Consider the following 13,262-nt stretch of genomic DNA (forward strand, 5'->3'; position numbering starts at 1 on the left):
ATGAAAGCGGTACGGTTCCACGAGACGGGCGGTCCCGAGGTGTTGCGCTACGAGGACGCGCCGACGCCCGCGCCCGCCAGCGGCGAGGTGCGCATCCGTGTCGCCGGCGTCGCCTACAACCCGGCCGACGGCGGGATGCGCGGAGGCTTCCTCCCCATTCCGATCACCCTGCCCCACATCCCCGGATACGACGTCGCGGGCACCGTCGACGCGCTGGGCGAGGGAGTCGACGATCTGGAGATCGGCGACAGCGTCATCGGTCTGATCCCCATGGAGTCGGACGGTGCGGCCGCCGAGTACGTGGTGGCACCGGCCGCCGTCCTCACGAAGGCGCCGCTCACCATTCCGCTGGCGGATGCGGCGGGGCTTCCCTCGGTGGGACTCACCGCATCCCAGGCTCTCTTCGAGGGGGCAGGACTCAGCGCCGGCCAACGCGTGCTCATCAACGGTGCCGGCGGGCCGGTCGGCGGCTACGCCGTTCAGCTCGCCCGGAGCGCGGGTGCGCACGTGATCGCCACCGCGAGCGGGCGCAGTCGCGCCCGGGTGGAGGCGGCCGGCGCCCACGAGATCGTGGACCACACCGTCACGACACTGCAGGATGCCGTGACCGAGCAGGTCGACGTGCTGCTGAACCTCGCCCCCATCTCGGCGGAGGGCTTCCAGTCCCTCGTCCCGCTGGTGCGCGACGGCGGCGTGGTGGTCTCGACCACACCGATGGTGCCGACGCCCGGTGACGAGGCGCGTGGCGTCAGGGCGGTGACGATCTTCGTCCGCTCCGACGTCGACGAGCTTGCGAACCTGGTGTCACTCATCGATCGGGGGGAACTCAGCGTAGACATCACCGAGCGGCTGCCGCTCGCGGACCTGCCGCGCGTGCACGAACGCGCCGAGGCGGGCGACGTGCACGGCAAGATCGTGTTCCTCCCGTCGGCGGGCGACTGAACCCGGCCTACGCGAGCGCGCATCCGTTTGCCGAGTGAGCATCCGATCGGGAACTCACTCGGCGAACGGGTGCTCACTCGACGGAGCGCACCCACCGCCGCCACTCGGGCTGTGCGCTGAATCCGGCTGACGCCCAGAACGACTGTCCGAGCCCGTTGTGCTCGAGCACCATCGCATCGAGTCGTGCAGCACCCAGGGCCGCGAGGCGAGCCTCCGCGCGACGAAGCAACTCTGCGGCGATGCCCCGGCCGCGCAGATCGGGACGGACGGCGAGGCGATACAGGTGTGCGCGCCAGCCGTCCCAGCCCGAGATGAGCGTGCCGACCACACCGCCGTCGTGAACCGCCAGGTCGAGCGCGTCCGCATCCCGCTCGAGAAGCGCCGCCAGCATCGCGATGTCGTCGGCCGGCCGGGCTTCGTTCTCGGCCGCCTGCGCCCAGAAGGCCAGGATTCCGGTGAGGTCCTCCCCGCGTGCGGCACGGAAGACGATGTGGTCGAGGTCGGCGTTCACCAGCCGAGCGTAACGTCGCCGCACGTGCCTCGGTTGTTACGCGAGCGCGCATCCGTTCGCCCAGTGAGCATCCGTTTGGGTGCTCACTCGATGAACGGATGCTCGTTCGGCGGAACGCGCGACGGCGGTCCTTGCTCCCCGACGGCGCGCGCCCGTCTCAGTGGTGGAAGCCTGAGCCCGTGGTGCGCTCGCGGGGCAGCGGCGCATCGAGGCGGTCGAGGAAGTCCACCTCGGCGCGGATGTCGGCGATGAGCGACGCCGCGAGGTCGCGGCTGAGCCCCACCTTCACCACGATGCGCTGCAGCACCGTGTCGCTCATGTCGTCGGCCATCGGATAGGCCGGCACGAGCCACCCCTTCATCCGCAGGCGGTCCGCCAGGTCGTAGAGGTTCCAGACGTCCGTATGGCCCGCCTTCAGCGTCCACGCGAAGACAGGGATGGTGTCTCCTCGGCTCACGAGGTCGAACGGACCCATGCGCTCGATCTCACCGGACAGGAACTGCGCCACGTCGAGCGAGTTCTGCTGCACGGCGCGATAGCCGTCCCGTCCGAGGCGGAGGAACTGGTAGTACTGCAGCAGCACCTGAGCGCCCGGCCGGGAGAAGTTCAGGGCGAGGGTGGGCATGTCGCCGCCGAGGTAGCTGACATGGAACACCAGGCTCTCCGGCAGCACCGACGAATCCCGCCAGACGACCCAGCCGACGCCGGGATAGACGAGCCCGTACTTGTGCCCCGAGGTGCTGATCGAGTTGACGCGAGCGATGCGGAAGTCCCAGTCCAGCTCGGGCTGGCAGAACGGGGCGATCATGGCGCCGGACGCGCCGTCGACGTGGATGCGGACGTCGAAGCCGGTGGCGGCCTCGATCTCGTCGAGCTTCGCCGCGATGGCGGCGACCGGGTCGTAGAGCCCCGTGAAGGTCTGTCCGAGCACCGCGACGACGCCGATCGTGTTCTCGTCGACGTACTGCTCCAGACCTTCCCCGTCCAGCACCAGGTGGCCCGGGGAGACCGGCACGTACCGGGGTTCGATCTCCCAGTAGTTGCAGAACTTCTCCCACACCACCTGGACGGCAGCAGACATGACGAGATTGGGCCGGTCGGTCGGCTTCCCGTCGGCCCTGCGTCGCTCCTGCCACAGCCGCTTGAGCGCGAGCCCGCCGAGCATGCAGGCCTCCGACGAGCCGATCGTCGACGTGCCGATCGCGTCGGCGTCGTCCGGTGCGTGCCAGAGATCCGCCAGCATCCGCCAGCACCGCTCTTCTATCTCGGCGGTCGCCGGGTACTCGTCCTTGTCGATCATGTTCTTGTCGAAGGCCTCGCGATAGAGCCGCTGCCCGTGGTCATCCATCCACGTCGTGACGAAGGTGGCGAGGTTCAGGCGCGAGTTGCCGTCGAGGATCGCCTCGTCGTGCACGATCTGGTAGGCCGTCTCGGGCAGGCTCGGGCCTGCCGGGAGCCGATAGCGGTCGAACTCCGTGGCCTCCCCCGGGCGCACGAACACGGGATTGATACTCAGCCGGTCCTCGCTTCCGGCGGGCGGACGGTGAGGACCTCGACGAGCGTTCATTGCTGCCTCCGGGGCGTGGGTTCGCGTTCGCCCACACAATCACGAGTCGCCCGCCGAGGGCGAGGATTCTCAGCGGGTCGTGGCGTCCGGGGCGTGCGCCGGTGCGAGCCGATAGAGGACTTCGGGACGCCCGCGCTTGCCGTAGCGGTGTGCACGGTCGACGAGCCCCAGGTCGACGAGATGCGTCAGGTAGCGGTGAGCTGTGGCTCGCGACAGATGGCACGTGGTCGCGACCTCGGCGCCGGACCGCGCGATGACGGGATCGAGCGCCGCCGCCACCCGATCGAGCGTGGGTTGCGCCAGCCCCTTCGGCAGCGCGGATGCGGCAGCGGGCGTCGCCGCGACGTGGGCGCCGGTTCGGATGCCGCCCGTCGCCAGCAGCCGATCGATCTCGCCCTGACTCAGCGGACGCCCGCGCGCATCCTGCTGGGCCTGTTGACGACGTGTCCGATACTGCTCGAGCTGGGCCCGCAGCGCCGATTCGGTGAAGGGTTTGATCAGATACCCCACGACGTGCGCGGCGAGCGCCTGACGCACGGTCGTCTGGTCCTGCGAGGAGCTGATGACGATCACGTCCACCTCCGACCCGCCGATCGTGCGGAGGCGGTGCAGCACCTCGATGCCGCTGATGTCGGGAAGTCGCATGTCGAGCAGGATGAGATCGAGCGCGTCGACGTCGAAGCCCAGGGCCTCTCGCCCGCTCGCGGCGGTGCCCACGACCGTGAAGCCGCTCGTCGCTGCGACGAAGCCGCTGTGCAATGCGCGGGCTCCCCTGTCGTCGTCGACGACGAGCACGCGGATGTTCCCGGTCACGGGCGCCTCGCCATCTCGAAGGAGAACCGGGCGCCGCCGAGCGTCGAGGCGCCCACTTCGATCGTCCCCCCGCGCGCGGTGACCAGCCGGCGCACCAGGTCGAGACCGATGCCTCGTCCGCTGCCGGAGGCATCCGGCTTCGAGGAGAACCCGAGGGCGAAGATCCGCGTCGCCTGGCGCGGGTCCACGCCGGGCCCGTCGTCCTCCACCGCCCCGACGAGCAGGTCGCCGCGCTCGCGGAGGATGCAGCGGATGCGGGCGGCCCCGGCTTCGGCGGCGTTGCGGCAGAGGTTGGTGAGGACGGTGACGACCTCGTCGTCGATGTCGCGCCCCACGGCGATGTCGAACTCGACCTGCGCACCGTGGGCGAGTACGTCGGAGCGGACGGCGTGAACCGCGGCATCGCGCAGCGGCATACCCGCATCCCGTTCATCGTGCCGAGCACCCGAGACGGGCACGAGATCCTCGATGTAGGCGAGCGCCTCGTCCGCGTCACCCCGGGAGACGAGCCCGTGCACGACGTGCAGGCGTGTCGTGAACTCATGGGACTGCTCGCGCAGCGCCGCCGTCGTCCGCCCCATCTGGGCGTGCTCGAGGGCCAGCTCGTCGAGGCGGCGGAACCGTCGCTCGACCGCCGCCGTGAGCGCGGAGCTGGCGAGGGTCGCGACGATGAGCGCCCCCACTGCCCAGGGCAGCAGTGCCCCCAGGGCCTGTTCGCGTTCGGCGGCGATGTCGGACTCGAGCACCCCGACCGCGACCATGCCCACCACGCGGTCACCGTCGACGACCGGCACCTTCGCGCGCAGCGACGGCCCCGACGGCCCCGTCTCGGTGCCGAGGAACGGCGTACCCGCGAGCACCGAGGCGTTCGTGGTCGAGACCTGCACGCCGCGCTCGGACGCGAGCGGATGCGTGATGCGCACGCCCTCGTCGTCCGTCACGACGACGTAATAGACGCCCGCCGCGCGGGCGACCAGCTCCGCGATCGGCTGCAGCGCTGCCGTCGCCGAAGCGAGATCAGCCGCGTCGGCGAGGTCGTCCGGTGTTCCCGCGTCGGAGACGGATGCGACGGTCTGTCGCACCTCGCTCAGAGCGGCGAGGCTCGTGGCCACCTCCTGTACGCGCTCCGCCGTCGCATCCCGGATGCGGCTCTCCTGCAGCGCGAGGGCGACCGTCGTCGTGACGCCGAGGGCCGCGAGGGTGACGATCGAGGGCAGCACGAGCATGGCGAGCCGGACGGCGCGCTGCCGGTGCCCGAACGCCATCGTGCTCGCTTCCTCGCCGTGCGGCCCCGTCGCCGCGTGCGCGTTTATGGGAACAAATCGGCGCGACCGGCCTCGCCGTCTCGCGCGCTGCCATCCTAGGTCGATCTCGCGGCGACGACGATGTCCGCGCGAATGGAGCAATGATGACCACCCCCTCGGACGAGTCCGCCCCCCGGACGAAGACCACCACCAGAACCGTGATCGGCCGCGTGGTCGGCGGTGTCGTGACCGCCGCCGCGGTCGGCATCGCCGCGTTCGGCTCGATCAGCTCGGCCGCCGGCGGACAGGAGATCAGCGCCTCGATGACCATCGTGGCCCCGGCGGCCGCCGGCGGCGGATGGGACGGCGTCGCGCGCGAGCTGCAGCAGGCACAGAAGGCGAACGGCCTCGTGAACAACGTGCAGGTCGTCAACATGCCCGGAGCCGGCGGCACGATCGCCCTCGGCAACGTGTCGGTGCTGAACGGCCAGGCGAACAATCTGCTCGTCGGCGGCACGGGGCTGCTGGCCGCGACGATCCAGTTCAACTCCGCCGCGACCCTCGCCGACGTCACGCCTCTGGCCGTCGTCGTCGAGGAGTACGACGTGATCGTCGTCCCCGCCGACTCTCCCTACGAGAGCCTCGACGATCTCGTCGCGGCGTGGCAGGAGAACCCCAAGGCCCTGCCGTGGACGGGCGGCGGCTCGTTCGACCAGCTCGTCGTGACCGACCTCGCCCTCGCCGCGGGGATCGACCCGGTCGACACCACCTACATCTCGTCCGACGGCGGCGGCGAGGCGATCCAGGCGCTGCTCAACGGCACGGCCAAAGCCGCGGCGGGCGGATACCCCGACAACATCGACCAGATCGAGGCGGGGCGCCTGCGCGCCCTCGCCCTCGTCGCGAAAGAGCCGATCGAGGGGATCGACATCCCGACCGCGGCCGAACAGGGCTACGACATCTCGCTCACCAACTGGCGTATGCTCGCCGCCCCCGCAGGGCTCACCGACGACGAGGTGGATCAGCTCACGCAGCTCATCCTCGACTCCGTCGAGACCCCCCAGTGGCAGGACGCCGTGGAGCGCTATCGCTGGACCGAGCGCGTCATCACCGGGGACGAGCTCACCGGCTTCCTCGACGACGAGGAGTCCCGCATCCGCACGCTCTACGAGGAGATGGGCCTGTGACCTTCCCCGCCAATCCCACCGCCACCTCCGCCGTCCTCGGCGAACGCCTGCGACTCGTCTCCGGCCCCGGCATCGCGGCGCTGCTGAAGGGCCTCACGATGCCTGTCATCGTGGCGGCGTTCGCGACGTACCTGCTGATCGGCATCCTGACGATGCGCGTGCCCGAGGGTGCTGCCTTCCCCGGACCGCAGTTCTTCCCCGGCATCGTCACCGCCGGCCTCTACGCCTTCGCCGTCTCGCTCGCCATCACAGCGGTGCGGGAGATCAGGGCCATGCCCGACCCGCTCACGGCCGAGCTGCTGGCGGCCGAGGCCGACGACGACCCGCCGCCCCCGCGGCCGGTGCGCGTGGACGTCCGCTCGCTGGCGTGGGTGCTGGTCTCGTTCTTCGCTTTCGCGGTGCTGCTCGATCTGCTCGGCTGGATCATCGCCGCGACTCTGCTCTTCTGGTGCATCGCCCGTGGATTCGGTGCCTCCAAGCCCATCCAGATGCTCGCGGTCGGCGCGACCCTGAGCTCGCTCGCCTACATCGGATTCGACATGCTGCTCGGGATGCCGCTCCCGTCCGGCCTCCTCGGGGGGTTCTGACATGGATGCTCTGCAACTACTGGCACAAGGTTTCGCCAATGCCTTCACCCCGGAGAACCTGCTCTGGGTTCTCGTCGGCTGCCTTCTCGGCACGGCCGTGGGCGTTCTGCCCGGCCTCGGCTCTTCGATGGCCGTCGCCCTGCTGCTGCCGATCACGTTCTCGCTCGATCCCACCGCAGCGTTCATCATGTTCGCCGGCGTCTACTTCGGCGGCCTGTTCGGCGATTCGACCATGGGCATCCTCATGAACACTCCGGGGCAGGCATCCGCCATCGCCTCCACGTTCGAGGGCCACAAGATGGCGCTGAACGGCCGAGCCGCCCAGGCTCTGGCCACCGCCGCCATCGGCGCCTTCATCGGCGGTTTCATCGCATCGATCGTCGTGGTGTTCCTCGCCCCGGCACTCGCGGACTTCTCGAGCCGGTTCGGGCCGGCGGAGTTCTTCGCCCTGGCCGTCTTCGCGTTCGCGGCGACATCGTCCGTCGTCACGGACAACGTGATCAAGGGGCTGACGTCGCTGTTCATCGGTCTGGGTATCGCGGTGATCGGTATCGACGGGGTGTCGGGAGCGCCGCGCTTCACGATGGAGTCGCCGCAGCTGTTCGACGGCATCTCGCTGGTCACCGTGACCGTCGCCATCCTCGCGCTCGGCGAGGTCATCTTCGTCGCGTGCCTCGCGCGTCACGACACCGCGAAGAAGATCATCAGGCCCACCGGTCGGCCGTGGCTGAGCCGGAAGGAGCTGAAGGAGGCGACGCCGGCGTGGCTGCGCGGCACCGCGATCGGCCTGCCGTTCGGCGTCGTGCCCGCGGGCGGATCCGAGATCCCGACGTTCCTCGCCTACGGGTTGGAGAAGCGGCTCGACGCCCGGCGCAAGAAGCCGCAGTTCGGACGCGGAGCCATCCGCGGTCTCGCGGCTCCCGAGGCTGCCGGAAACGCCACGACGGGCATGGCGATGGGCGCCCTGCTCGCACTGGGCCTGCCGATCTCCGCGACCGCCGCGATCATGCTCGCGGCGTTCCGCCAGTACGGTCTGCAGCCCGGCCCGCTGCTGTTCGACCGCGCCCCCGAGCTCGTCTGGGCACTTCTGGCGAGCTTCTTCATCGCGATGGTCGTGCTGCTGATCCTCAACCTGCCCTTCGCGATGCTGTGGGCGAAGCTGCTGCTGATCCCCCGCCCCTATCTGTACGCCGGCATCACGGTGTTCTGCGCGCTGGGCATCTACGCCACCTCCGGGTCGACGTTCGATCTGCTGATGCTGCTCGGCATCGGCATCCTGGGCTTCCTGATGCGGGCGATGGACTTCCCCCTCGCCCCGCTCATCATCGGGATGGTGCTGGGCCCGCTGGCCGAGACGAGCCTGCGCGATGCGGCGATGAGCGCGAACGGCGACTTCTCGGTGCTGGTGCACAGCCCGATCACCATCACGCTCTACGTGCTGCTGGCCGCCGTCCTGGTGTTCTCGGTGCGCGGACGCATCGTTGCACGCCGGCGGGCGCGCCGCGCGGTCACCGAGACGGAGAAGGAGTCGGTCACCCGCTGAGCCGCGGCAGGGGAATCGGCGCATCTCGGCCGATTCCCCTATGGTGCGCCCGGCGGGCGCTCGCCAGACTTCGGTTGGCCCCGCGCCGGGAGCCCCACACCGAAGGACCGCCATGCGCCGCCGTCTTCTCCCTCTCGCTCTGATCGCCGCGGGCGCTGTGACGCTCCTCGCCCTGCCCGCACAGGCCGCCGAACCGCTGCAGACGGTCACCGGCGTGGCCGGCACGGGCGGCAGCGTGCAGCGCCTCGCACTCTCGCCGGACGGTTCGACGGGCTATGTCGTCGACGGGTCCGCTCGCCTCGCGATCTTCGACACCTCCACGAGCACGGTCGTGGCGCATTCGATCGACTTCGCGGTCGAGGGCTTCGGACTCCCGACGGATGTGGCCATCAGCTCCGACGGCGCCGAGGTGGACGTCTCCACGACGGCAGGATGGGTGGTGCGGTTGGACGCATCGGGTGCGCTGATCTCTCAGATCGCCCTGCCCACGACGGCGCTCGGCGCCCTCTCGATCGCGGCCGCGGGAGAGACTGTCGTGGCCGCCCCCTCAGCGGCCGATCCGACCCGGATCCTCCGGTTCAACATCGACGTGAGCAGCGTGAGCGGGGTCGACTTCGCCCCGGACGCGCCGGGCATCCCGCGGCCTTCCGCACTCTCGGACATCGCCACGGGTCCCGGCAACGGTTCGGACAACGACATCCTCGTCGCGGGGACCGCGGCCGGCACCGGCGTCGTGTACCTCTTCAACGATCCCTTCGCGCTGGCAGGTCAGTCCGCCACGATCCTCCTGCCCGGGACGACGACCGCCGGCCAGATCGCCGTGAACCCCACCGGCACGCTCGTGGCGGTCACGGCGCCGAGCGCGCACCAGGTGTTCCTCATCGACATCGACGCCGCATCCGCCGCCTACGGCACGATCGTGCGCACGGCCACTGTGCCGCACGACGCATCGGCCGCCGTCTTCTCGCCCGACGGAGCGAACCTGCTCGTGGTGGGCGGCGACAACCTGTCGACGCTCGATGTCGCGACGGGCGGCGTGACCGAGACGACGGCGATCGACGCGACGGATGCGGCGGCCGTCCTGGTCTCCCCCAGCGGAAATCGGGTCTGGGTCGGCAACCGCGCCTCCGGCGCGGTCGGTCTGCTCTCCCGCGCCGCGCTCACCGCAGCGACCGGCGACACGGGGACCGTCGGCTTGCCGTTCACGATGACGGTGACCGCATCCGCCTTCGACATCGCGCCCACGTTCGCCGTGTCACCGGCGCTTCCTGCCGGTCTCTCGCTCGACGCCATGACCGGCACGATCTCGGGGACCCCGCTCGCCCTGCAACCGACGCAGACGTACACGATCACAGCGTCGGCGTCGGACGGCACGGTCGTCACGACGACGATCACCCTGACGGTCGACGCGGCGCCTCAGCCGTCCTCCGCAGCGACGCCGGTCCCCACGGATCCCGGCTCGCCGACGCGACTGGCCGCGAGCGGTGCTGCGGATGAATCAGGCGCGGTGCTCGTCGCCCTCGGCGCCCTCCTCGGAGGAGCCGCGCTGGCGATCGGTGCCGGGATCCGACGCCGGGGCACCCGCGGGTGAGGCCGCTGACTCGAAGGCGACGGTGGCGAGCCCCGCTCGCGACGGGAGACCGAGTCGGTGCAGAGCCTCGGCGAGATGGTGCTCGACGGTTTTCACGCTGAGACCGACGGATGCGGCGATCTCGGCGTTGCGGCTCCCCGCCGCGGCGAGCGCGGCGATCTGGCGCTGACGCGGGCTCAGCCGCGCCAGATCGAGCCCTCGCCGCGGGCCGAGGAGGGCGGCCGCGCGGCCACGCGTCGGCGCTCCTGTGATCCGCAGGATGTCCTCGACGTGGCTCTGGACGGTCCGCGGAGAGAGGTAGAGCACCTGCGCGATCGCCGCGTTCGTGTTGCCCTCCGCGAGAAGCACCGCCACCTCGCGCTGCTTCTCGGTCATGACCGCCAGGTCGCCCCGCGCGCCGCCGACCCGCGCGGCCAGCTCCCGCCACCGACGAGCGGCGAGCAGGCGGTGGCGTTCGTAGCCCACCGCATCCGCCTGGCGCGCGAGGCGCAGCAACAGCTCCAACGCCGCCGCGGGTTCGGCGGCGGCGAGCGCGTCCGCACGCACGAGCTCGCCGCGCAGCACCTCGGTCGCCGCTCCGGCCGCCTCGTCGATGCGCACGGATGCGGCGGCCAGCGCCTCCGCATCCGCCGCCTGCCCCTGCGACAGGGCGAGTGCTCCACGGGCGCGCGTGAGCGACGACGTCGCCACGCGATGACGAGCCAGGGCGCCGCTGCGACGCAGGAGAACCCCCGCACGGTAGGTGTCGCCGCGCGACAGCGCCGCTTCGACGAGCACCTCCGTGGCGAAGGCACGGTCCCACACCTTGCAGCGCGACAGGTCGGCGCCCGCTGCCGACACGAGCAACGCCGCGGCACGCTGCAGCTGTCCGACGGCACGGAAACCCCAGGCGACGTAGAGCGACGATCCGACGGAGAGGTAGTTCTCGTCCCGGCGGGTGCGCGCGATCACCGCATCCGCGAGGGTGAAGAACCGCTCCCGATCGCCGGCGACCGCGGTCCCGTAGCTGCCGATGGCTTGCAGCACCACCAGCGCCCGCGGCGGCACGATCGCGGCGCTGCGGAACAGTCCTTCGGCGATCGCTCTCACCTCGTCGCGGCGCCCGTGGAATGCGCCGCTGCGCGCGGCGAGCAGCTGCAGGGCCACCGCGGCCGGATCGGCGCGCTCGGTGTCGTCCGTCGTCACCTGTCCGGGGGCGAGGTCCGCACCGCGGACCAGCGCGTCGGCGGCGTCGAAGCCGCCGGAGCTCAGCGCGGCTTCGGCCAGCAGGTATCGCGTCAGCAGCGCGCCCTCGCCCGCGTCGGCGAGGGCAGCGGCGACGACGGCCGCATCCACACCGACACGGTGACCGTGATCGGTGCCCGCCATGGCATCCGCTGTCAACATCGCCGCCGACGCGAGGCGCACGACGGCCGGCGCGCACCCGTCGCTCTCGTCCCGTGCGCGACGGGCCTGCGCGGCCGCATCCGGAAACCGGCAGGCGATCACCGCGGCGATCGTGGCGGCGACGCGGGAGAGCACACGGTCGGCGGGGGTCGTCGCCGCATCCGACCGCGCGGACGCAGCGGCGAGCTCGACGCCCGCGTCACCGGCGAAGACGCGGAGCAGCATGCCCGTGGCGAACCGCCATGCCTCGGCGCTGCCGCCGACGTCTTCGCCCACGCGATCCGCCCCTCTGCCGGTTCCGGGCAAATCGTGCCACGCAGGGGACCTGCCGCGATATGGACCGGATGCCGAATCCGCCGAAACCCGCAGCGAACAGCCTCAGAAACGGCCCGCGATGGTCTCCCCGAGGCTCGTCCACAACGCCGGGTCGGCGCCGGACCCTCCCGGGTCGATGTCGACGAGCAGCAGCCCTTCGTTGCCCTTCACGACCAGGATCGTGCCGATCGAGGCATCGGCCCAGCCGCGGGTGACGCCCGGGATCGGCTGCGCGTTCTCGCCCTGCGGATAGAGCTCTGCGGGGAGGAACGCGTCGGCGTCGGCGGTGTACTGGGCGATGGCGCTGTGTGTGTCGGCGTAGGTCCAGGTGCACTGCTGCAGACCCTGCTGACCTTCCGCGGCGACCCCCTCGATCGCGTCGACACCGAGAGCTGCGGCGATATCGGCGGAGGGCACGAGCGCACATGCGTCGCCCGTGCCCGACCCCGCCTCGGGCGCGGGCGCCGAACCCGAATCGGCGCCCGCCGCGGCCGAACTCCCCGCGGGCTCGGCCGCGTCCGTCGAGGTCTGCGCACAGCCGGTGAGCACCAGGGCTGCCGCGACCAGGACGAGCGGCTTGAAAGACTTCACGCCGCGATCATGACAGTCGAAGAGCGTCGCCGATACCGGCCCTGACGCAATCCCGCCGGATCCCGCAGTGGCTTCCTCAGACCTCGCGAGACTCGCTCTTCCGAGGCTGCGGCCGGATCTCGAGACGTCGCCACGACAGCCAGAACACGAGTCCGGTCCACGCCGACCCGGCGATAGCGAGCGAGTTCGCCGCGAGGTACAGATCCCACTGGATGATCGGATCGTCGAGCGGGTAGCGGCTCGCCGCGACGGCGATGAACACGCCCAGAACGAGCATGACAGCCGCGACGAGAGACATCAGGATGACGAACAGCACACGCGCTCTGGGCCGCGAGGCCGCTGGAACGATCCGACCGGTCCGGAGCAGGATGAGGGAGACGACGGCGCCGAGTCCCAGCGCCACCATGTCCGCTCCGAGCGTGTCGGAGAAGCGATGCCATCGGGCGGTGATCGTGTATGCGCCGATCGCGATCGCCCAGGTCATCACCACCGTCATGGCGACACCACGCCAGCGAAACGGAACGACCAGGAAGACGGCGATCAGCAACGTCATGGCGATCGTGGTGTGACCGCTGGGGAACGAGTTCTCCACGATCGTCGCATCCGCGCCGATCAGCTCCGGCCTCGGCAGGATGTAGCGCTTGAGGCCCTGCGTGACCACTTGCCCGCCGACGATCACTGCCGCCGCGAGAGCGGCCAGCTCGTACTGGCGTCGCAGGACGCCGATCGCGATGATCACGACGGTCGCCGCTGCGAGCGTCGTCAAGGTGATCGCGTCCAATGACTGCAGCGCTTGTTCGCCGGTAGCGGCCGACACCTGGTGCGTGCCGGCGATCGCCGCGTTCTCGAGTGCCTGCCCGGTCGGCGTGAGGACGGCGAGCACGTAAACCGCCGACATCACGGCCACTGCGATCGCCAGCAGGATCCACCAGCGCAGCCCGGTCACGACACCGAGTCGATTCGAGACCTCCCCCATCCACCGACT

The 13,262-nt window shown here is 70.7% G+C and carries 12 protein-coding genes; 5 read left to right on the forward strand and 7 right to left on the reverse strand.

What is annotated here, in order from left to right:
• The gene (locus tag LXM64_RS13630; protein WP_234073670.1) at window positions 1-942 is read left to right on the forward strand and encodes an NADP-dependent oxidoreductase; all 942 of its coding nucleotides are present in this window, start codon (window positions 1-3) and stop codon (window positions 940-942) included.
• Between the two features lie 73 nt (window positions 943-1,015).
• On the opposite strand, the gene LXM64_RS13635 is transcribed toward LXM64_RS13630, so the two are convergent.
• The 4 genes from LXM64_RS13635 to LXM64_RS13650 form a co-directional block, all read right to left on the reverse strand.
• Window positions 1,016-1,453: a GNAT family N-acetyltransferase gene (locus tag LXM64_RS13635; protein ID WP_234073671.1), complete on the reverse strand. Its 438-nt coding sequence runs from the start codon at window positions 1,451-1,453 to the stop codon at window positions 1,016-1,018.
• A gap of 157 nt (window positions 1,454-1,610) precedes the next feature.
• The gene (locus LXM64_RS13640; protein ID WP_234073672.1) at window positions 1,611-3,020 is read right to left on the reverse strand and encodes a glutamate decarboxylase; all 1,410 of its coding nucleotides are present in this window, start codon (window positions 3,018-3,020) and stop codon (window positions 1,611-1,613) included.
• Window positions 3,021-3,089: 69 nt separating this feature from the next.
• Complete coding sequence (locus LXM64_RS13645) at window positions 3,090-3,833, reverse strand: response regulator (protein ID WP_234073673.1); 744 nt, start codon at window positions 3,831-3,833, stop codon at window positions 3,090-3,092.
• Window positions 3,830-5,098, reverse strand: a complete 1,269-nt coding sequence (locus LXM64_RS13650) for an ATP-binding protein (RefSeq protein ID WP_234073674.1) — start codon at window positions 5,096-5,098, stop codon at window positions 3,830-3,832. The genes LXM64_RS13645 and LXM64_RS13650 overlap by 4 nt, the downstream gene beginning before the upstream one ends.
• 143 nt (window positions 5,099-5,241) lie before the next feature.
• Between LXM64_RS13650 and LXM64_RS13655 the strand changes: the two genes are divergently transcribed.
• From LXM64_RS13655 to LXM64_RS13670, 4 genes are all read left to right on the forward strand, one after another.
• Window positions 5,242-6,264, forward strand: coding sequence for a tripartite tricarboxylate transporter substrate binding protein (locus LXM64_RS13655; RefSeq protein ID WP_234073675.1), 1,023 nt, complete (start codon window positions 5,242-5,244; stop codon window positions 6,262-6,264).
• Window positions 6,261-6,851 (forward strand): tripartite tricarboxylate transporter TctB family protein, encoded by a 591-nt coding sequence (locus tag LXM64_RS13660; protein WP_234073676.1) that lies wholly within the window; start codon window positions 6,261-6,263, stop codon window positions 6,849-6,851. Before LXM64_RS13655 ends, LXM64_RS13660 begins: the two co-directional genes overlap by 4 nt.
• 1 nt (window position 6,852) lies before the next feature.
• On the forward strand, window positions 6,853-8,394 hold the full coding sequence (locus LXM64_RS13665; RefSeq protein ID WP_234073677.1) for a tripartite tricarboxylate transporter permease: 1,542 nt from the start codon (window positions 6,853-6,855) through the stop codon (window positions 8,392-8,394).
• A gap of 112 nt (window positions 8,395-8,506) precedes the next feature.
• Complete coding sequence (locus LXM64_RS13670; RefSeq protein ID WP_234073678.1) at window positions 8,507-9,985, forward strand: putative Ig domain-containing protein; 1,479 nt, start codon at window positions 8,507-8,509, stop codon at window positions 9,983-9,985.
• Here LXM64_RS13670 and LXM64_RS13675 read toward each other — a convergent pair.
• The 3 genes from LXM64_RS13675 to LXM64_RS13685 form a co-directional block, all read right to left on the reverse strand.
• The gene (locus LXM64_RS13675) at window positions 9,893-11,647 is read right to left on the reverse strand and encodes a helix-turn-helix domain-containing protein (RefSeq protein WP_234073679.1); all 1,755 of its coding nucleotides are present in this window, start codon (window positions 11,645-11,647) and stop codon (window positions 9,893-9,895) included. The two genes, LXM64_RS13670 and LXM64_RS13675, sit on opposite strands and share 93 nt — an antisense overlap.
• Before the next feature lie 102 nt (window positions 11,648-11,749).
• The gene (locus LXM64_RS13680; protein ID WP_234073680.1) at window positions 11,750-12,277 is read right to left on the reverse strand and encodes a hypothetical protein; all 528 of its coding nucleotides are present in this window, start codon (window positions 12,275-12,277) and stop codon (window positions 11,750-11,752) included.
• Window positions 12,278-12,353: 76 nt separating this feature from the next.
• Window positions 12,354-13,253 carry a phosphatase PAP2 family protein gene (locus LXM64_RS13685; RefSeq protein WP_234073681.1) on the reverse strand — a complete coding sequence of 300 codons (900 nt, stop codon included), beginning with the start codon at window positions 13,251-13,253 and terminating at the stop codon, window positions 12,354-12,356.
• Between the last annotated feature and the right edge of the window lie 9 nt (window positions 13,254-13,262).

The organism is Microbacterium binotii (assembly GCF_021398715.1).
Classification (GTDB): Bacteria; Actinomycetota; Actinomycetes; order Actinomycetales; family Microbacteriaceae; genus Microbacterium; species Microbacterium binotii_A.

Coding starts and splice junctions, on each gene's coding strand:
- LXM64_RS13685 (WP_234073681.1), bottom strand. CDS start 13,253: ATGGGGGAGGTCTCGAATCGACTCGGTGTCGTGACCGGGCTGCGCTGG.
- LXM64_RS13630 (WP_234073670.1), top strand. CDS start 1: ATGAAAGCGGTACGGTTCCACGAGACGGGCGGTCCCGAGGTGTTGCGC.
- LXM64_RS13665 (WP_234073677.1), top strand. CDS start 6,853: ATGGATGCTCTGCAACTACTGGCACAAGGTTTCGCCAATGCCTTCACC.
- LXM64_RS13650 (WP_234073674.1), bottom strand. CDS start 5,098: ATGGCGTTCGGGCACCGGCAGCGCGCCGTCCGGCTCGCCATGCTCGTG.
- LXM64_RS13655 (WP_234073675.1), top strand. CDS start 5,242: ATGACCACCCCCTCGGACGAGTCCGCCCCCCGGACGAAGACCACCACC.
- LXM64_RS13640 (WP_234073672.1), bottom strand. CDS start 3,020: ATGAACGCTCGTCGAGGTCCTCACCGTCCGCCCGCCGGAAGCGAGGAC.
- LXM64_RS13670 (WP_234073678.1), top strand. CDS start 8,507: ATGCGCCGCCGTCTTCTCCCTCTCGCTCTGATCGCCGCGGGCGCTGTG.